The sequence below is a fragment of the Microlunatus spumicola genome (assembly GCF_039536445.1).
Taxonomy (GTDB): domain Bacteria; phylum Actinomycetota; class Actinomycetes; order Propionibacteriales; family Propionibacteriaceae; genus Microlunatus; species Microlunatus spumicola.
The window spans coordinates 582,496-600,841 of sequence record NZ_BAAAYR010000001.1; the positions used below are offsets into that span (position 1 = coordinate 582,496).

Annotated in this window: 13 protein-coding genes; 4 read left to right on the forward strand and 9 right to left on the reverse strand. The window is 73.7% G+C overall.

Translation table 11 applies throughout. The features are described from left to right. Window positions 1-9 precede the first annotated feature (9 nt). Window positions 10-468 carry a MarR family transcriptional regulator gene (locus ABD665_RS02645; protein WP_204912354.1) on the reverse strand — a complete coding sequence of 153 codons (459 nt, stop codon included), beginning with the start codon at window positions 466-468 and terminating at the stop codon, window positions 10-12. Window positions 469-530: 62 nt separating this feature from the next. On the opposite strand from ABD665_RS02645, the gene ABD665_RS02650 reads away from it, so the two are divergent. Next, window positions 531-899: a VOC family protein gene (locus ABD665_RS02650; RefSeq protein ID WP_204912353.1), complete on the forward strand. Its 369-nt coding sequence runs from the start codon at window positions 531-533 to the stop codon at window positions 897-899. Between the two features lie 84 nt (window positions 900-983). Here ABD665_RS02650 and ABD665_RS02655 read toward each other — a convergent pair whose 3' ends face one another. From ABD665_RS02655 to ABD665_RS02675, 5 genes are all read right to left on the reverse strand, one after another. Continuing rightward, window positions 984-2,192 (reverse strand): IS30 family transposase, encoded by a 1,209-nt coding sequence (locus tag ABD665_RS02655; protein WP_204912352.1) that lies wholly within the window; start codon window positions 2,190-2,192, stop codon window positions 984-986. A gap of 135 nt (window positions 2,193-2,327) precedes the next feature. Then, a complete protein-coding gene (locus ABD665_RS02660) occupies window positions 2,328-2,720 on the reverse strand; it encodes a hypothetical protein (protein WP_204912351.1) in 393 nt (130 codons plus the stop codon). 77 nt (window positions 2,721-2,797) lie between these two features. Then, window positions 2,798-3,691 carry a DMT family transporter gene (locus ABD665_RS02665; RefSeq protein ID WP_204912350.1) on the reverse strand — a complete coding sequence of 298 codons (894 nt, stop codon included), beginning with the start codon at window positions 3,689-3,691 and terminating at the stop codon, window positions 2,798-2,800. Between the two features lie 9 nt (window positions 3,692-3,700). Beyond that, complete coding sequence (locus ABD665_RS02670; protein WP_344740948.1) at window positions 3,701-4,420, reverse strand: CDP-alcohol phosphatidyltransferase family protein; 720 nt, start codon at window positions 4,418-4,420, stop codon at window positions 3,701-3,703. A 183-nt stretch (window positions 4,421-4,603) separates the two neighbouring features. Continuing rightward, complete coding sequence (locus ABD665_RS02675) at window positions 4,604-5,236, reverse strand: TetR family transcriptional regulator (protein WP_204912348.1); 633 nt, start codon at window positions 5,234-5,236, stop codon at window positions 4,604-4,606. A gap of 193 nt (window positions 5,237-5,429) precedes the next feature. Between ABD665_RS02675 and ABD665_RS02680 the strand changes: the two genes are divergently transcribed. Continuing rightward, window positions 5,430-5,999 (forward strand): hypothetical protein, encoded by a 570-nt coding sequence (locus ABD665_RS02680; RefSeq protein ID WP_204912347.1) that lies wholly within the window; start codon window positions 5,430-5,432, stop codon window positions 5,997-5,999. Window positions 6,000-6,021: 22 nt separating this feature from the next. Here the strand turns inward: ABD665_RS02680 and ABD665_RS02685 are convergent, their stop codons facing one another. Together ABD665_RS02685 and ABD665_RS02690 are read right to left on the reverse strand one after the other, a co-directional pair. After that, window positions 6,022-6,297: a hypothetical protein gene (locus ABD665_RS02685; protein ID WP_204912346.1), complete on the reverse strand. Its 276-nt coding sequence runs from the start codon at window positions 6,295-6,297 to the stop codon at window positions 6,022-6,024. A gap of 44 nt (window positions 6,298-6,341) precedes the next feature. After that, the gene (locus tag ABD665_RS02690) at window positions 6,342-8,063 is read right to left on the reverse strand and encodes a protein kinase domain-containing protein (protein WP_204912345.1); all 1,722 of its coding nucleotides are present in this window, start codon (window positions 8,061-8,063) and stop codon (window positions 6,342-6,344) included. Between the two features lie 182 nt (window positions 8,064-8,245). Here ABD665_RS02690 and ABD665_RS02695 point away from each other — a divergent pair, with 182 nt between their 5' ends. Together ABD665_RS02695 and ABD665_RS02700 are read left to right on the forward strand one after the other, a co-directional pair. Continuing rightward, the gene (locus tag ABD665_RS02695) at window positions 8,246-9,514 is read left to right on the forward strand and encodes an FUSC family protein (RefSeq protein WP_204912344.1); all 1,269 of its coding nucleotides are present in this window, start codon (window positions 8,246-8,248) and stop codon (window positions 9,512-9,514) included. 220 nt (window positions 9,515-9,734) lie between these two features. Beyond that, window positions 9,735-17,894, forward strand: coding sequence for a pectinesterase family protein (locus ABD665_RS02700; protein WP_204912343.1), 8,160 nt, complete (start codon window positions 9,735-9,737; stop codon window positions 17,892-17,894). Window positions 17,895-17,935: 41 nt separating this feature from the next. Here ABD665_RS02700 and ABD665_RS02705 read toward each other — a convergent pair whose 3' ends face one another. After that, window positions 17,936-18,343 (reverse strand): hypothetical protein, encoded by a 408-nt coding sequence (locus ABD665_RS02705; protein ID WP_204912342.1) that lies wholly within the window; start codon window positions 18,341-18,343, stop codon window positions 17,936-17,938. Between the last annotated feature and the right edge of the window lie 3 nt (window positions 18,344-18,346).

An 18,346-nucleotide genomic window follows, 5' to 3' on the forward strand; every position in this document is an offset into this window, starting at 1 on the left:
GTCCGTGGCCTAGGCGTGGGTGTCGGGCTGCCGCAGCGACGCGACCATGCTCCGCAGGCTCCTCGCCACAGCTGCCTGCTCGGCCTCGCCGAGGCCGGAGAGCATCCGGACCTCGATGGAGCGGACCGCGGCCGTCGCCTGCTCCAGGCACCGTCGCCCGAGCGGGGTCAGCTGCGTCGGGAGCACCTTGCCCACGGGTGCCTCCACCGAGCGCGTCACGTGGCCCTCGCGCTCGAGGGCCTGGAGCAGCACGTTCATGGACTGCCGGGTGACGAAGGCCCCGCGTGCGAGCTCGGAACCCGACAGGCCCGGTCGCTGGCCCAGCAGCTCGAGGCAGGAGTACTGCGTGATGGTCAGCCCGAGCGGCCGCAGGACCTCCTCCATGGCGGTGCGCAGCGCGCTCGACGCCTCCTTGAGCAGGTAGCCGAGCGACGTCTCCAGGTCGATGCCGTCCGCGCCTTGACTCATGTCAGCATCCTGACATACGGTCTTTTGTGTCAGAAGACTGACACACTTCGAAGGAGCACCTCATGCCCGTCACCGGCCCCGACTTCATCTCCCTGCAGGCGCGCGACCTCGCGGCGTCCCAGGCGTTCTACGAGCGCTACCTCGGGCTCGTGCGCTCGCCCGCCGGACCGCCGCACGCGGTGGTGTTCGACACGGCGCCGATCGCCTTCGCGCTGCGCGACGTCGTCCCCGGCACGGACCTCGCGTCCGTCCCCCAGCCCGGCATCGGCGCCGCGATCTGGCTGCACGCGACCGACGTGCAGGAGATCCACGACGCCCTCGCCGCCGACGGGCACCCGATCGTCGCCGCGCCGGTCGACGGCCCCTTCGGCCGGACGTTCACCTTCGCCGACCCCGACGGCTACCACGTGACCCTGCACGACCGCGCCTGAGCGCGCGCCCGCCCGGCTGCGGCGGCCTGCCGTACGGGTGCCAGACCCGCCTGCCTCAGGTTTTTCACGTTTACGTGCCCAGATTCAGTCTGTGGTTGCAACGCCTGCGGTTTGTTGGTCCTGGTCGAGTATCGCGGTGAGGACTTCGTTGGGGTTGAGGAAGTCGTGTCGTTGGCGGGGTCGGTTGTTGAGCTGGTCGACGGCGGCCTGGAGCTCGGCGTCGGTGGCGGTGGCGAGGTCGCGTCCTCGGGGGAAGTACTCGCGGAGCAGGCCGTTGGTGTTCTCGTTGCTGCCACGCTGCCAGGGTGCGTGGGGATCGGCGAAGTAGACCTGGATGCCGGTCGCGATGCTGAACTGGGCGTGGCGTGCCATCTCGTGGCCGCGGTCCCAGGTCAGGGTCCGCATCGGCCAGCCCGTCCGGGTGACGGCGTCGAGGAGGCCGGCGAGGGTGGCGTCTGCGGTGTGGCGTTCGGGGAGCAGGAACGCGGTCAGGTGGCCGCTGGTCCGCTCGACCAGGGTCCCGATCGCGGCGGTGGTCCCGGTCGGGCCGAGCATCAGGTCGCCTTCGTAGTCGCCGGGGACCAGGCGGGTCTCGACGTCGTCGGGTCGTTCGCTGATGGAGACCGCGTCGACGATCCGGCCCCTTGTCTGCTGGGTCTGGCGCGTCGCGCGGCGTCGTCGTAGCTCGCGTCCGGTGCGCAGGTGCGCGCGGAGCTCGCGTTTCAGTTCCCCGCGTGGGCGGATGTAGATCGCCCGGTAGATCGTCTCGTGGCTGATCCGCATCTGTTCATCATCGGGGTGCTCGACGCGTAGCCGGCCGGCGATCTGGGCTGGTGAGTACCGCTCGTCGAGGCGCGCCTGGACCCACGCCTGCAACGCTGGCTGCCGGGACAGCTTCGACGTCCGCGCCCGGGTGCGGGCCGCGGCCGCTGCCTGGTGGCATGCCTCGGGGGCGTATCCGACGCCTCGACCAGCCGGGCGGCCTCGCGCTCCGCTCGGTCGGCGGGGACGAGCGAGCTCACGGCTGATCGTCGATGCCGACCGTCCGAGCCGGCGCCCGATCTCGCGCACGCCGTGCCCGGCGTCGTGCAACCGGGCGAGCTCGTAGCGCTCGGCCCGGCTCAGATACCGCGCAGACAGTGCTGGACGTTCACGGATCACCCCGCCAACCTGACGCCGCCACAACGACACCCCCACCCGCGACACACCGAGCTCGAGCCCGACCTGTCGTGGGCTCCAACCCTGCCCCAACAACGTGAACGCCCGCTGCCGCACCTCGACCGAGTACGTCACCTGCCACCCCTCCTCGGCAGGCGTTGCAACGATCACGAGATCTGACCGTGAAAGACCCGTACTCAGCACGGCAGATCTGCCGTGGTCAGTACCCGGGTCCCACGTAAACGTGAAAGTCCTGGGACACGTGAGCACTCAGGCCCCGGCGCCGCCATCGACCGAGCCGGGCGAGGTCCGGCGGGCGTAGGTGCCGAGGGTCCCGCCGACGACGACGATGAGCCCGGCGGCGAAGAGCACGGTGAACGCCCGGTCGTCGCGTGCCCCCGTCACGAAGTCGAGCGCGCACAGCGCCAGGCCCAGGACGGCGAGGGCGACGAGCAGGACGAGCTCCCCCGTACGCAGGCGTCCGCCGCGGGCGCGGGCGCGGACGGCGGCCCACTGGCTCAGGGCCGCGGCCATCAGCACCCAGGCGCTCGAGGCGAGGACCCAGTCCCCGGAACCCACGGCGCGCACCACGCCGACCACGACGACCACCGCCAGCAGCGCGGCCACGACCAGGGCGACGGTCCCGACCACGCGCGGCTGCATGCGGGCCATCGTCCCAGAGGGCGCCGGCCCGACGGCGGACCTCGGCCCGCGCGTACGGGGTGGGTGCGGTCCGGGCCCTACCGCGGGGCCGGGGGCGACCCGGCCGGCACCTCGCGGAGGTGGCTCTCGTGGAGCCGCTCGCCCTCCTTGACCAGCTGCCACACGCCCACGACGATCATCGTCGCCCCGACGAGCTCGACGAGCAGCTGCCCCGGCGAGCGGAAGAGGTGCTCGCGGAACACGACGGAGCCGAACCCCACCGCCACCAGGACGTCGACGATGTTCAGCACGGGCACGCTGACCGACAGGCGGCTGGCCTGGAAGGCGCGCTGGCTGAGGAAGAACGCGGTGAGCCCCACCGGCGCGACCAGCCACGCCGACCAGTGGTGCAGGAGCGGGACGACGCCACCGCGCCCGTACGAGGTCGCGAGCTTGACCAGCCCCGCCGTCGAGCCGTAGAGGATCCCCGCGGCGACGCCCAGGAAGAAGCCCCGTCGCGCCGGGACGTGCAGCTGGCCGGCCACGACGATCGCCACCGCGGCGGCCACCACGGCCACGACCAGGAACAGCGCGGCCAGGCGGTCGTCGGTGACGAACCCGGGTCGTCGCGTGCCGGCCGTCAGCACGAACAGCGTGAGGCCAGCCCACGTGCAGACGGCCCAGACGACCTCGGCCCGGTCGGGCAGCGTCCGGTCCAGCGCGGACCGCACGAAGACGGCGAAGACCGTGGTGGTGACGACGATGGGCTGCACCAGCGTCAACGAACCCTCGTGCAGGGCGGCGACGTGCAGCGCGAAGGCGACCCCGCTCAGGCAGAGCCCGACGACCCAGCCCGGGCTGCGCAGCAGGCGGGCGAGCAGCCGGCCGGAGCCTCCGGAGCCCTCCGCGACCGCGCTGGCCGAGCGGTGCTGGAGCGCGGTCGCCGTCCCGAACACCGCGGCGGCGGCGAGGGCGAGCGCGGCTGCGAGCACCTCGCGACTCTAGCCACGCACCTGCCGGACCCGCTGCACGGCCGTGAGGAAGACGCTGGCGAGCAGGTAGTAGGCGAGGTAGGCCAGGGAGAGGGCGACGGCCCAGACCGCCGGGTCGGGCATCCCGGCCAGGATGACCGCGTACAGGACGAGCCAGAGCCCGGCGAGGGCCAGGTTCAGGAGGCGGAAGCTCCGCGTCCGGGACGGGTAGATGTACTTGATCGGGACGAAGACCAGGACCGAGCAGACGACCAGGACCACCGACACCACGACCGGGCCGAGGCCCAGGACGACCGCGTAGAACGCGACGACGTTCCAGTAGCTGGGGAAGCCGAGGAAGTAGTGGTCCTCGGTCTTCGCGTCCTTGCGGCAGAACTGCACGCAGGAGGCGAGCAGGGGCAGGGCGGCGACCACGGCGCCCCAGGCACCGCCGGGGAGGTGGCCGCTGGTGAGCAGCAGGACCACCGGCGCGAAGACGTACGTGAGGTAGTCGACGATGTCGTCGAGCCGGGCGCCGTCGAAGCCGGGGATCGTCTCGCTGACCTTGAGCCGGCGCGCGAGCATGCCGTCCGTGCCGTCGACCACGAGGGCCGCGAGCAGGACCCAGAGCGCACGCTCGACGTCGCCCTCGATCGCCGCGAGGACGGCGAGCAGGGCCAGGACGCTGCCGCTCGCGGTGTAGAGGTGCAGCGCCCAGCCGGCGGCGCGCAGGCTCCGCGGAGCCCTCACGGGGCCGGGAGAAGCGTCGACCGTCACCATGTGGGGACCTCCGGGCAGATCGTCGTCGGGACCGACGCGCGAGTCTGTCACGGACCCGGACGCCCCGGTGGCACCGTCACCGTGGTCGCGGTTGGTGTCGGGCGAAGAGCGTGCCACGTTGCACACCCGTGCTGGGACCGATCCCAGGACGCGTCAGCCGGGCGGCGGGGCGAGCAGCCGCTCGAGCAGCTCGACGCCGTGGTGCATGTCGACGCCCGGGTCGAGCAACCACTGGGTCGACAGCCCGTCCAGCGTCGCGATGACGAGGGCGGCCGCCGCATCCAGGGACACGTCGTCGCGGACGACGCCGGCCTCGCGGGCGAGCACCAGGGTCCGCAGCGCCTCCTCGCGCAGGGCGGCGTACCGCTCGACGAAGAAGCCGCGCGAACGCTCGTTGCCCGCCTCGAGCGCGCGCGCCACCATGCTGTGGCGCAGCGCCATCAGGCCCGGGACCGACGACGCGAACGCCTCGAGGCTCTCGGACAGCCCGAGCGTCCGACGGTCGAGCGCGTGGGCCTCGGCCAGCGCCTGGCGGTCCTTCTCGCGCAGCACCTCGAGAAACAGGTCCTCCCGGGTGTCGAAGTAGCGGCGCAGCGCGGCGTGGCTGACGCCGATGGCCTCCCCCACCGCCCGCAGGCTCGCCCCCTCGAAGCCCACCTCGGCCAGGACCTCGATCGCCCGGTCGAGGATCTCCTGCCGGCGCCGGACGCCCTTGGGGTAGCGCCCGCGCGACCCGGGACCGCCGGTCGTCGGCGCCTCCGGGGCGGCGGGGCTCTCGCTTGCCATGCACGCATCATCGCCGCCACGCGGCGGTGCACGACCACGCAGGGTCCTCGTGCACCGCAGAAAGTTCCATGTGGGGCTTTTCGCTGGTAGCGTTCCCCGCCGTCGGGCCGACGCCGTCGCCGACCTCCGTCACCCCCGCCCCGTCGTGCCCGCCCCGACGCCGGCGACCACCCAGCTCCAGAACGGAACCGCCGTGACCACCACGACCCACCCCTCCCCGCCCGTCGGCACGACCACCGCCGTCCTCCGACGGCTCTACCTCGCACGCGCGGGCTTCGCTCTGGTCTGGGCCCTGCTCGTGGTCCTGACCGCGTCGGGGCTGGGACCGGTGAGCGTCGCGCTGCTGCTCCTCTACCCGCTCGTCGACCTCGCCGCCGCCGTCGTCGACCACCGCTCCTCGCGCGTCACCCGGCCGGCGCCGGCCCTGGTGGTGAACATGGCGCTGAGCCTCCTGGCCGTCGTCGGGCTCGCGTACGCCGTCACCTCGGGCCTGCGGACCGTGCTCCTGGTGTGGGGAGCGTGGGCCGTGACGACGGGATTCGTGCAGCTCGTCGTGGCGGTCGGAAGGCGTGCGCTCGGCGGGCAGTGGCCGATGATCGTCAGCGGTGGCCTCTCCGTCCTGGCCGGCGCCGCCTTCGTCGCGCAGTCCGGCACGCCGGGGGCGTCGCTCACCGGCCTGGCCGGCTACGCCACCCTCGGTGGCGTCTTCTTCCTGGTCTCCGCCCTGCGGCTGCGACGCGCCCCCGCCCACGACGGGCGCTGACGGGCGCTGACGGGTCGACCCGTCAGCCGGTCCAGCCGAGCCAGGCCTCCCCCGCGCTCATCCCGCCGAACCAGAAGGCGGCGGCGACCAGGGGCAGCGGGATCACCCGGACCGGGTGGCGCCGCACCCACACGAGCCCGGCGACGAGCAGGGCCAGCCACACGGCGACGAAGGTGACCACGGCCCAGCCGGGCGCCATCAGGCCGGAGGCGAAGAAGAAGGGCGCGAGCGCGACCAGAGCGACGAGGGCGACGATCGCGAGCCCCCGCACCACCACCCGGCGTGCGTCACGCGGCATCTCGTCAGCATGGCACCGCGCGGTCCTCGGCGCGAGGACCGGGCTCAGCCGCTCCCGAGGACGGACGACGCCGCGATCTTGAGGACCCCGTCGTCCTCCACGACCCGGAAGGACGTCCGTTCCACGGCGACTTGGTCGCCGCGCCGGTAGGTGACGGTGGCGACCACCGTGGACGGCGGGTCGGCCTCGACCTTGCTCACCGAGACGCGGTCGACCTGGTCCCAGAAGCGCTCGTACGACTGCCGCCCGCCGGAGGTCGTGCGCTGGTAGGTCGAGGTCAGCAGCGGCCAGGCCGCGTCGGTGTCGTCGGGAACCAGCCCGTAGTACGTGGTGATGACGTCCTCGAGCTGGGCCGCGGTGGGCCGTCCGGAGGCCGCGGTGGCGGACGGGCTCGGGCTCGGCGAGGACGTCGTCCGGGTGGCCGACGGAGAGGGCGCGTCGGACGAGGGGTCAGAGGAGGGGTCGGCCGTGCTCGGGTCGTCGTCGGGGGACGCAGACCTCGACTCGGCGGTGCTCCTTCCCGACGCCGACGGGGCCGAGCGGGTCGTCGCCGGGTCGGCTGCGGTGGTGCCACCGCCGCGCCCGAGCTGGTCGTAGACCAGGACCGAGCCGGCGACGAGGGCGACCAGGAGCGCGACGACCGCCAGCACCCGGCCGCCCCGGCGACGGCGCGCGTCACCCGGCTCCGGATCGCGCCCGGTCGGCGGCACGGCGGGCGGCGGACCCCCGGCCGCGGACGTGGCGGAAGCGGTGGGCGCGGCGGCAGCGGTGGCCGCGAGGGCGGCGGGCACGACGTCCCGGCGTACCTGCGTGGTCCTCGACTCCTCCGGCCAGGCGGTGCCGCTGCGGGTCGGGCCCGGCACCGCACCGGTCACCGGCGGTGCGGGCATCGGCAGCGTCGGCGCCGGGTACCTCGCGGTCGGGGGCGTGGTGGGCGCGGCGGCCGTGCCGGCCTCGACCGCGGCGAGGCGGGCCGCGGCCTCCTTCATGTCCGGGCGGGCGGCCGGGTCGGAGCGGAGCATGTCCATCAGCACGGGGGTGAGCGCCCCCGCCCGCTGCGGCGGTGCGAACTCGCCGGACGCCACCTTGTAGAGCAGCGCGATCGAGTTCGAGTCGGTGCCGAAGGGCGGGCCGCCCTCGAGCGCGGCGTACAGGGTGGCGCCGAGGGAGAAGACGTCGGAGGCGAAGCTGGAGTCGGCGCCGCGGGCGACCTCCGGCGCGAGGTAGGCGGGGGTCCCGTGCACGAGCCCGGTCGAGGTGAGGGTGGCGTCGCCGAGGGCGTGCGAGATGCCGAAGTCGCTGATCAGCGCGGTGCCGTCGTCGGCCACCAGGATGTTGCCCGGCTTGACGTCGCGGTGGACGATCCCGAGCTGGTGGGCCTCGGCGAGCGCCGAGGCGACCTGCGCGCCGACCCGGGCTGTCTCGTCGACGCCGAGCGGCCCGCCCTCCTTCAGCACCGCCGACAGCGGCACCGACGGCAGGAACTGCATGATCAGGCAGGGCTGGCCCTCGTGCTCGACGACGTCGAAGACGGGCACGGCGTTGCGGTGGTGCAGCCGCGCGGTGATCCGCGCCTCCCGCATCGCCCGGCTCTTGCCGAGCTCGGCCTCCTCCGGGCTCAGGCCCGGCTGCGGCTTGAGCTGCTTGACGGCCACGGGCCGCTCGAGCCGCTCGTCCCAGGCCTCCCAGACGACGCCCATGCCCCCGCTGCCGACCTGGCGGACGAGCCGGTAGCGGTCGGCGAGGAGCGTGTGCGGCTCAGCCACCTGCGTCCCTCCCGTCGTCACCCAGCAAGCCGCCCGAGCCTACGGCACCCCGTCGCCGCGGAGGAGCGTTCCGGGGTCTCGCCCCGGGTTGACCATCGGCCGTCGCGCCGGCCCCCCACGCCCTTCCCGCGCGCGGCTGCGGGGTCTAGCGTGGCGCCCTTCCGCACAGGCAGGAGCCGTCGTTGGTCACCCAGGTGGGGCGCTGGCTGCGGTCCTGGCTGAGGATGCTGCTGTGGTGGGCGTGGCCGACCTCGCCCACCTCGTTCTCCGCGCTGCCGGCCCGGCTCACGCCCGCCGCGATCCAGGTCGCGAGGCTGACGACCGCGTCCGTGGTGGCGTACGTCGTCGCGGGCCGGCTCATCCCCGCCGGCGCCGTGGACCTGACGGCACCGCTGACGGCGCTGCTCGTGGTCCAGGCGTCGACGGTCGGCACGCTCCGCATGGGTCTGGTCCGGGTGGGGGCCGTGCTGACCGGGGTGCTCGTCGCCGTCACGGTGTCCGCCGCCATCGGCCTGACCTGGTGGAGCCTCGCCCTGGTCATCGCCGCCTCGCTCGTGCTCGCCAAGGTCCTGCGCCTGGCCGAGCAGTCGCTCGAGGCGCCGATCAGCGCGATGCTCATCCTGGCCGTGTCGAGCCCGGAGGTCGCCGCCGAGGTGCGGATCGGCTTGACCCTGGTGGGCACCGTCGTCGGGGTGGCCTTCAGCCTCGTGGCCCCCGTCGCCATCCCGAACGCACGGGCCGCCGAGGCCGTGCGCCGGGTCGCCCGCTCGCAGGCCGCGCTGCTCAACGAGGTCGCGCTGGCGCTCGGCGAGCGGGCTTCGCAGCCGGAGGAGGTCGCGGCGTGGTCGGACTGGGTCGAGGACCTCGAGTCCGAGATCACGACCGCCTTCGCCGCGGTCCGGGCCGCCGAGGAGAGCCGGACGCTGAACGCCCGGGCCCTCACCACCGCCCGGGTCCACGGCCGGCTGCGCTCCGGGGTCGACCGCCTCGACCGGTGCCTCACCGCGGAGCGCACGCTGCTCGGCGCCGTCGCGGCCGCCCCCGCTACGCCGGACACCGAGGACTCGGTCGGCGCGGACCTGCGCCGGGCGTTCGCCGTCATCCTCGACGACGTCGCGGACGGCCTGCGCGCGCTCGGCGACGTGCTCGGCGCCCCGCCCGGGCAACGCAGCGCCACGCAGCCCGGTCTCGCGGCGGACCGGCTCGCCGAGATCGTGCGGGAGTCCCGCGCCGTGCTCACCGAGCTCGTGCTGCTCGACGTGGACACGCGACGCCACGCGGACCTGTGGCTGGTCCAGGGCACGATGCTCTCCGCCGTCGACCAGGTCCTCACCCAGCTCGACCTCGACCGGGAGCCCCCGACGACCGACGTCGGCCCGCGCTGGCGCGGCCTGCCCGCCCTTCCGCGCCGTCGCTGGTGGCCCCTGGGCCTGCGCCGTCACCAGGGCTGAGCCGGCCCGGAGGCCGGCGAGATCACCGTCCATGATCAGAAGTCGCCGGATCCATGATCAAACACGTCCGACGCGAGGCGAGCGTCACATCTGCTTGATTTGTTAACGACACACGGCGTTGGCATAATTTTTCTCAGCCTCCTCACGGACCCCGTTCGTGATCGCGCTCGGGGGCGAGCGCCTGGCGGCTGTCGATCATCGTTCTTGGGGGAACACACACATGCGTCTTGCGGCGTACACGCACGCCTTCGTCCGGCCGGCCCGCGGTCTCGTCCGCGGCCTTCTCGTCTCGCTCACCGTCGCCGGCCTGGCCGTCGGCCTGGCGCCGTCGGCGTCGGCCGCCGACACCACGCCGCCGTCGGTGCCGAGCAGCGTCAAGGCCACCTACTACGGCAAGGTGGGGAGCCAGCTGAGCTGGAGCAAGGTCTCCGCCTCCGACCTCGACGCCTACGTCGTCTACCGCTCGACGAGCAAGACGCTCGTGCCGGCCAAGGACGCCATCGGCACCACCACCTCGCTCGCGTTCACCGACGCCGCACCGACGGCGGGCAGCACCTCCTACTACGCCGTCGCCGCGCGCGACAAGAGCGGCAACGTCTCCAAGCCCTCGAGCGTGATGACGGTCAAGGCGACCGACACCTCGGCGCCCGGCACGCCGAGCAGCCTCAAGGCGACCGCCACCGGAGGCGGCATCGCCCTCGACTGGGCCGACGTCGTGGTCCCCGACCTGGCCGGCTACAAGGTCGCCCGCGCCTCGAGCTCGAGCGGCACCTACACCACGCTCACCACCTCGGCCCTGACGACCTCGGCCTTCACCGACGCCACCGCGCCGGCCGGGGCGACCTCGTACTACCGGGTCACCGCCCTCGACAGGACCGGCAACGTGTCGTCCGCGGCGAGCACCTCCGCCAAGGCGTCCGCCGCCCCCGCGCCGAGCACCGCGCCGGCCGCCCCGACCGGGCTGAAGGCGACGGTCAGCAGCGCGAACGCGGTGACGCTGGCCTGGACCGCCCCGAGCGGCAGCCTCACCGGCTACACGGTCTCGCGGTCCACCTCGAGCACCGGCACCTTCGCCACCGTCGCCTCCCCCGCCGCCACGGCCACCGGCTGGACCGACACCACGGCTCCCGCGGGCACCACCGTCTTCTACCGCCTCGTGGCGACGAACGCCGTCGGCTCCTCCCCCGAGGCGACCACCTCCGCGACCACCGCGAAGGACACGACCGCCCCGGCCACGCCGTCCTCGCCCAAGGCCGTCGTCGTCGCCAACGGCGGCGGGATGACGATCTCGTGGACGGCCAACAAGGAGGCCGACCTCGCCGGCTACCTCGTGCTCAAGCGCAACGGCGCGGGCGACTACGTGACCGTGCTCGGCGCCGACAAGCCCTTCGTCCCGACGACCTTCACCGACCCGTCCGTCACCGAGGGCAAGGTCGCCTACTTCCGGGTCCGCGCGGTCGACACCACGGGCAACGTCTCCTCCTACGTCGCCCTCACCGCGAACAACCCGAACGTCGCGCCGAAGGCCCCGGCCAGCCTCAAGGCGGTCGCCAGCACGAAGGCCGGCGTCGACCTCACCTGGGCGACCCCGACCGACACCGACGTGGCCGGCTACAACGTCTACCGCTCGGTCGACGCCGGCAAGACCTACCCGCTGCTCGCGACCGCGACGACCGCCGCCGTGACGGCGCCCCCCCGGTTCTCCGACACCAGCGCGCCCCAGGGCGTGAAGGCGATGTACAAGATCACCGCGCAGGACCTGGTCGGCAACGTCTCGGCCGCCTCGACGGTCGTCTCCGCCACCTCGACCACCGTCCCGGTGGCCCTGCCCGTCGTCACGAAGACGATCACCGTCGGGCCGTCCGGCCAGTTCCCGACCATCGGCGCCGCCCTGGCCACGATCCCCGCGACGAACCTCGAGAGCTACACCCTCGACATCGCGCCCGGCACCTACCGCGAGAAGCTGCGCATCTCGAGCCCGAACGTCACCCTGCACGGCACCGGCCGCGGCCCGGGCGACACGGTGATCACGTACGACGCGGCCTCGGGGACCATCGACCCGACCGACGGCGAGCCGTACGGCACCGCGAACAGCTACACCGTCTTCGCCGAGGCGAAGAACATCCGCCTCGCCAACCTCTCGGTGGTCAACGCCTTCGACGAGGCCGCGCACCCCGAGATCACGAGCCAGCAGGCGGTCGCGCTGCGGGTCGAGGGCGACCGCTTCGTCGCCGACTCGGTCCGGCTGATCGGCAACCAGGACACCCTGCTCGCCGACACGCCCAAGCCGACGACCCGCGTCCGGCAGTACTACGTCAACAGCTACGTCGAGGGCGACGTCGACTACGTCTTCGGCGCGGCGGACGCCGTCTTCGACCGGGTCACCCTCCGCTCCCTCGACCGGGGCAAGAGCGACAACGGCGCGATCACGGCGGCCAGCACCGACACGGGCAGCAAGTACGGCTTCCTCTTCGTCGACAGCAAGGTCGTCTCCTCCGCCCCCGCAGGCACGGTGCACCTCGGCCGGCCCTGGCACCCGAGCGCCGACCCGAACGCGATCGGCTCGGTCGTCTTCAAGAACACCTGGCTGCCGGCCGCCGTCGCGACCGACCAGCCCTGGGAGGACATGGCCACGGCGAACGCGTCGGGGACCAAGGTCAACTTCCGCTGGCAGGACGCCCGCTTCTCGGAGTACAGGAGCTCCGGCCCGGGCGCCGGCGTGAACGCGAACCGGCCGCAGCTCACCGACTCCGCCGCGGCCAACGCCACCCCGGCCAAGTACCTCGCCGGCAGCGACGGCTGGGCCCCGATGGTCGGCGCGGCCACGGTGGCCCCGGCCGTCCCCTCGGGCCTGGCGGTGACCACCGACAACCGGGTCGCCCACCTCACCTGGGACGACGACTCCTCCGCCGACGTCGTCGGCTGGAAGGTCTACCGCTCCGAGAAGGGCGTCGAGACGCTGCTCGGCACCAGCGACCGCCCGACCTGGAGCGACACCACCGCCGTCAACGGCGCGACGTACGCCTACACCGTCGCGGCGCTCACCCGGTCCGGCGTCGAGTCGGCGCGCAGCACCGCCGTCGAGGTCACCGTCGCCGCCGCGCCGCTGGTCGTCGACCTCACCGTCGACCCGGCGCACGCCGACGGCACGAAGGTCTTCGCCACCCTCGGCGCGGCCCTGGCCGCCGCTCCCGCCGGCACCGCCGCCGACCCGACGGTCGTCTCCGTCGTGCCCGGCCGCTACGCGGAGTACCTCACGATCGCCAAGCCGTACGTGACCGTCGTCGGCTCGACCGGCACCGCGTCTGATGTCGTGATCACGGGCAACCGCGCGGCCGGCACCCCGACCGGGGGCAAGAACGACGACGGCACCGCCGCCACGTACGGCACCTCGGGCAGCGCGACGCTCCTGGTCAGCGGCACGGGCGACTCGCTGCGCGACCTGACGGTCGAGAACGCTTACAAGGAGGGCACGTACGCCAACGGCCAGGCCGTGGCGATGCGCTCCACCGGCGACAAGCTCGTCTTCGACAACATCCGGCTGCTCGGCAACCAGGACACCCTGTACGCCAACAGCGCGGGCACGACCGTCGCCTCGCGGCAGTACTTCCACGACTGCTACGTGGAGGGCGACGTCGACTACCTGTTCGGCCGGGCGACCGCCGTCTTCGACGGCTGCGTCCTGAGGTCGCTCGACCACGGCACCTCGCCGAACGGCGCGGTGACCGCGGCCAGCACGGACAAGGGCCAGAAGTACGGCTTCCTGATCACGCGCAGCCGCTTCATCGGCACCGCCCCGGACGGCTCGCAGAACCTGGGCCGGCCGTGGCAGCCAGGCCAGTCGCAGGCCGACGGCACGTCCGTCGCCGACGTGAACGCGATCGCCCAGGTCGTCGTCCGCGACAGCTGGCTCGGCCCGGTCGTCAGCACCACGCAGACCTGGACCGACATGGTCAACAGCGGCACGACCACGCACTGGCAGGACGCGCGCTTCGCCGAGTTCGCCAACTCCGGCCCCGGCGCGCTGCCGGCCGGGACGACGAACGCCAACCGCCCGCAGCTCAGCGCGGCCGACGCCCCGCAGTACACGCCGGAGCGGTACCTGGCCGGCGCCGACGGCTGGAACCCGGTCGTCGACGCCGCCCCGGACGCCGCCCCGGTCGCCGTGACCGGACTGGTCGCCACCGGCGACGACGGCGTCGTGACGCTGGGCTGGGACGACAGCCCCGAGCCCGACGTCACCGCCTACCGCGTCTACCGGGCCGACGGCACCACCGTCGCCGCGTCCGACGCGACCCTGGTCGCGACCGTGGCCAAGCCGACGTACACCGACAAGGACGTCGTCAACGGCAAGCCGTACGCCTGGACCGTCGTCGCGGTGGACGCGGCGGGGCACACCTCCGCCGCGGCCGCCCCGGTGACCGCGACGCCGGCGCCGAAGCCGCTCGTCGCCGACCTGACGGTGGCCAAGGACGGCAGCGGCGACTACAGCTCGCTGCAGGCCGCCCTGACCGCCGCCAGCCCGGGCACCGCCGCGAAGCCGACCGTGATCCTGGTCAAGCCGGGCACGTACCACGAGGTCGTCGCCTCGGCGAAGGCCAACCTGGTCGTCGCCGGCACCACGGACGACCCCCGCGACGTGCGGGTCGAGTTCGACAACGCCAACGGCACCGCGGTCGGCGCGGGCACCTGCCCGCAGGTCACGAACGCCGCCACCTGCGGCACGTCGGGCAGCTACACGGTGTTCCTGTCGGGGTCGGGGGTGAAGGTCTCCAACCTGACCATCGCCAACACGTTCGACAAGGACGCGCACCCCGAGATCGGCGGCTTCAACACCCAGGCCGTCGCGCTGCGGGCCACGGGTGACCGGCAGGTCTACCGGAACGTCCGCCTGCTCGGCGTGCAGGACACCCTGCTCGCCGACGCCCAGGGCAACATCAGCTCCACCGGCACCGGCTACCCGCGGCAGTACTTCGTGGACTCCTTCGTCGAGGGCAACGTCGACTTCGTCTTCGGACGGGCGACGGCGGTCTTCGACCGGACCACGATCCACGCCACGAACCACAACGGCGGCACGGTCTTCGCGCCGAGCACCGCGAGCAGGAACCCGTACGGCTACCTGGTCGTCGACAGCCGCATCGTCAGCGACAACGACCCGGGCACGTTCGCCCTCGGCCGGCCCTGGCGCGGCTGGTCGGACGGCACGCAGCCGGACAGCTCGCGGGGCCAGACGACGATCCGGAACACCTGGATCGGCGAGGGCATCGCCACGGCCCAGCCCTGGGTCGACTTCGCCCCGAACGTCTGGACCGACGGACGCTTCGGCGAGTACGGGAACACCGGTCCGGGCGCTCTGGCGGCCGGGGCGACGAACGCCAACCGTCCCCAGCTGACCGATGCCCAGGCCGCCGACGCGACCGCCCAGAGGTACCTGGCCGGGACCGACGGCTGGAACCCGGTGGGCGCGGCCCGGGAGGACGTGGCCCCGGCCGCGCCGACCGGCCTCGTGGCTACGGCCGGCGACGCCCAGGTCGCCCTGACCTGGGACGAGTCCGGCGAGGCCGACGTCGTCGGCTACCAGGTCCTGCGTGACGGCAGGCCCGTCGGCGGCGTGCTGACGCGGGCGTCGTACACGGACAAGGGTCTGGCCAACGGCACCCGGGTCGGCTACAGCGTCGTCGCGCTCGACGCGGCCGGTCACGCCTCGGCGGCCTCCGCCGTCGTGTCCGCCACGCCGGTCGTGAAGATCGACGCGGTGGTCGCGACCGACGGATCCGGCGACCACCGCACCCTGCAGGCCGCGGTCGACGCCGCCCCGGCCAACGGTCCGTGGTTGATCAAGGTCATGCCCGGCACCTACAGCGGGACGACCACGATCAGCAAGAGCAACGTCACGGTGGTCGGCTCGACCGGCACCCCGGCCGACGTCGTGCTCAGCAACGCGACCGCGACGCCGACGCTGACGATCACCGGCTCCTCGGTGACCGTGCGCGACCTCACGGTCACGAACACCGCCGGCACGAGCAACTCCCCCGCCGTCTCGATGACCGGCGACAAGGTGCTGCTCGAGCGCACGGCGCTGACCGGCACGGACCGCACGGTCTGGGCCGACGTCCCCACGGCGGGCGCCACCTCGCGCCAGCTGATCGAGGGCTCGACGATCACCGGCACGAACAACGTCGTGCTCGGCCGGGCGACCCTCGCGGTCCACGCCTCGACGATCGTCGCGGCCAAGACCTCGGGCACCCTGCTGGTCCCCAGCACCACCGCCACCAACGGGCACGGGTTCCTGGTGGTCGGGTCGACGATCACCCCGGCCGCGGGCGTCTCCGACGTCCGGCTCGGTGCCGGCTACGCCCAGGGCACCACCACCGCCGCGAACGCGCCGGAGGCCGTCGTCCGCGACACGACGATCGACGCCGGCATCAAGGCGCAGGTCTGGCAGGACTTCAACGGCTACCGCTGGGTCGACGGCCGGTTCGCGGAGTACGCGAACACGGGCGCCGGCGCCGGGGTCTCCGACCTGCGCCCGCAGCTCAGCCCCGCCGCGTCGACCGCCTACACCGTCGCCGCCTGGCTGGGTGCTCCGACCTGGTACGCCCCGGTCGCCGACCCGGCGACGCCGTCCGACGTCACGCCCCCGGCCACGCCGAGCGGGTTCGTCGGCACCGGCGCCGACGGCCGGGTCGACCTGACCTGGACCACCGACGACGACGCGGCGTCCTACCGGCTCTACCGGGCCACGGGCTCCTCCGTCGTCGTCGGGCCGGGCACCCTGGTCCATTCCGGGATCACCGGCGGCAGCTTCGCCGGGACCGGGCTGACCAACGGCACGGCGTACGCCTGGGCCCTGGTGGCCGTCGACGCGGCGGGCAACACCTCCGCCCCGGCGACGCTTACGGCGACCCCGGCCGACAGCCTCCCGCCGGCCGCGCCGACCGGGGTCAAGGCCGGCGCCGGTGACAGCCGGGTCGTCCTCGGCTGGACCGCCAACGCCGAGCCCGACCTCGCCGGCTACCGGGTCTACCGGGCCGGTACGGCCGACGCCCTGACCACCTCGCTGGTCACCGGCACCGGCTACACCGTGACCGGCCTGACGAACGGGACCGCGTACGGCTACGAGGTCACGGCGGTCGACGCGCAGGGCAACGAGTCGGCCCGCTCGGCGGTGGCCACGGCCACCCCGGCCGCCGGCGACACCACGCCGCCGGCGGTGCCGACGGGCGTCGGCGCCGTCCTCGGGAAGGGTGCGGTGACGGTGACGTGGACCAAGGTCGGCGACGCCGACCTCGCCGCCTACGACGTGCTGCGCTCAGCGGGCGACGGGGCTCCCGTCGTGGTCGGCGCGGCCGTGACGGGCACCGGCTGGACCGACACCTCGGCCGCCGTCGGCACGACCTACACCTACGCGGTGCGGGCCACTGACACGGCCGGGAACGTCTCCGACCTCTCCGCAGGGGCGAGGGCCACTCCGGTCAAGGCCGACGTCGTCGTTGCGGCCGACGGTTCCGGCGACGCCACCACGGTCGCGGCGGGCATCGCGCTCCTGGCCGACAACGCCGACTACACGACGCAGGGCTACCGGACCGTGCTCGTGCAGCCCGGGACCTACAGCGGGGCCGTCTCGAGCGGCAACCGCTACGGCGTCCGGCTCGTCGGGGCGACGACGAACGCCGCCGACACGGTGCTGACCGCTCCCGGCGGGGCGACCGCGACGCTGACCGTCAGCGGCAAGGGCTGGACGGTGTCCAACCTGACGCTGACCAGCGTCGCCACGGCGGCGGGGGCGCAGGCGACGGCGCTGCAGATCAAGGCCGGGGACCAGCAGGTGGTCGACAACGTGCGGATGCTCGGTGACAAGCAGACCCTGCTCGTCTCCACCGCGAACGCGACGACCTTCTCCCGGGTCTACGTCCGCAACAGCTACCTCGAGGGCGGGGCCGACCTCGTCCTCGGGCGGGCGGTCACGGTGATCGACCGCAGCACGATCCACGTGCTCAACCGGGCCGGCGCCAGCCTCACGGACTCGTCGGTCGACGCGGGCTCGGCGTACGGGTTCCTGGTCACGGGCAGCAGGATCGTCACCGACGGCAACCCGGGCTCGATCTTCCTCGGCCGGCCGTACTCGACGCAGGGCAAGGCCCAGGTCGTCGTCCGGGACACCGAGCTGGGTGCGGCGATCAGCACGGCCCAGCCGTGGAAGGACTGGGACGCGACCACCCCGTGGACCGCGGGCCGGTTCTTCGAGTACCGGAACACGGGCCCGGGGGCGGAGATCACGAACCCGGCCACCCGGCCGCAGCTCTCCGACGCGGACGCGGCGGCCTTCACGGCCAAGGCGTACCTCGCCGGCACGGACGGCTGGAACCCCACGGCCTGAGCCCCTCGACGGTCCCGGCGCCCGACGGCGTCGGGACCCCGTCAGCCGCGGAGGCGGGTCACCAGGTCGGTGAGCCAGGGCACGAACGCCTGCCCCTGGTCGACCGCGCTCTGCGCCGTGGCGAGCAGGGGGTAGAGCGCGGTCAGCAGCGCGACGACGACCAGGAGGGCGGTCAGCGACCAGGCGACCGCCGGGCGGGCGGTGAGCACCAGCCCCACGGCGAGGGCGAGGACGACGAGCACGCCCAGCACGGTCACCGCGGCGATCCGCCCGACCGGGACGTCGAGCGCTCCGGCGACCGTCGCGTCGGCGCTGCCGATCAGGGTCCAGACCGGGAGCACCACCGCGAGGAGGACCAGCAGCACGAGCAGGGCGGCCGTGACGAGCGCGGCCCGTACGGCGGTCGGGCGTCCGGCGCTCGCGCGGTGATGGACGATCTGGGCTCGCATGAC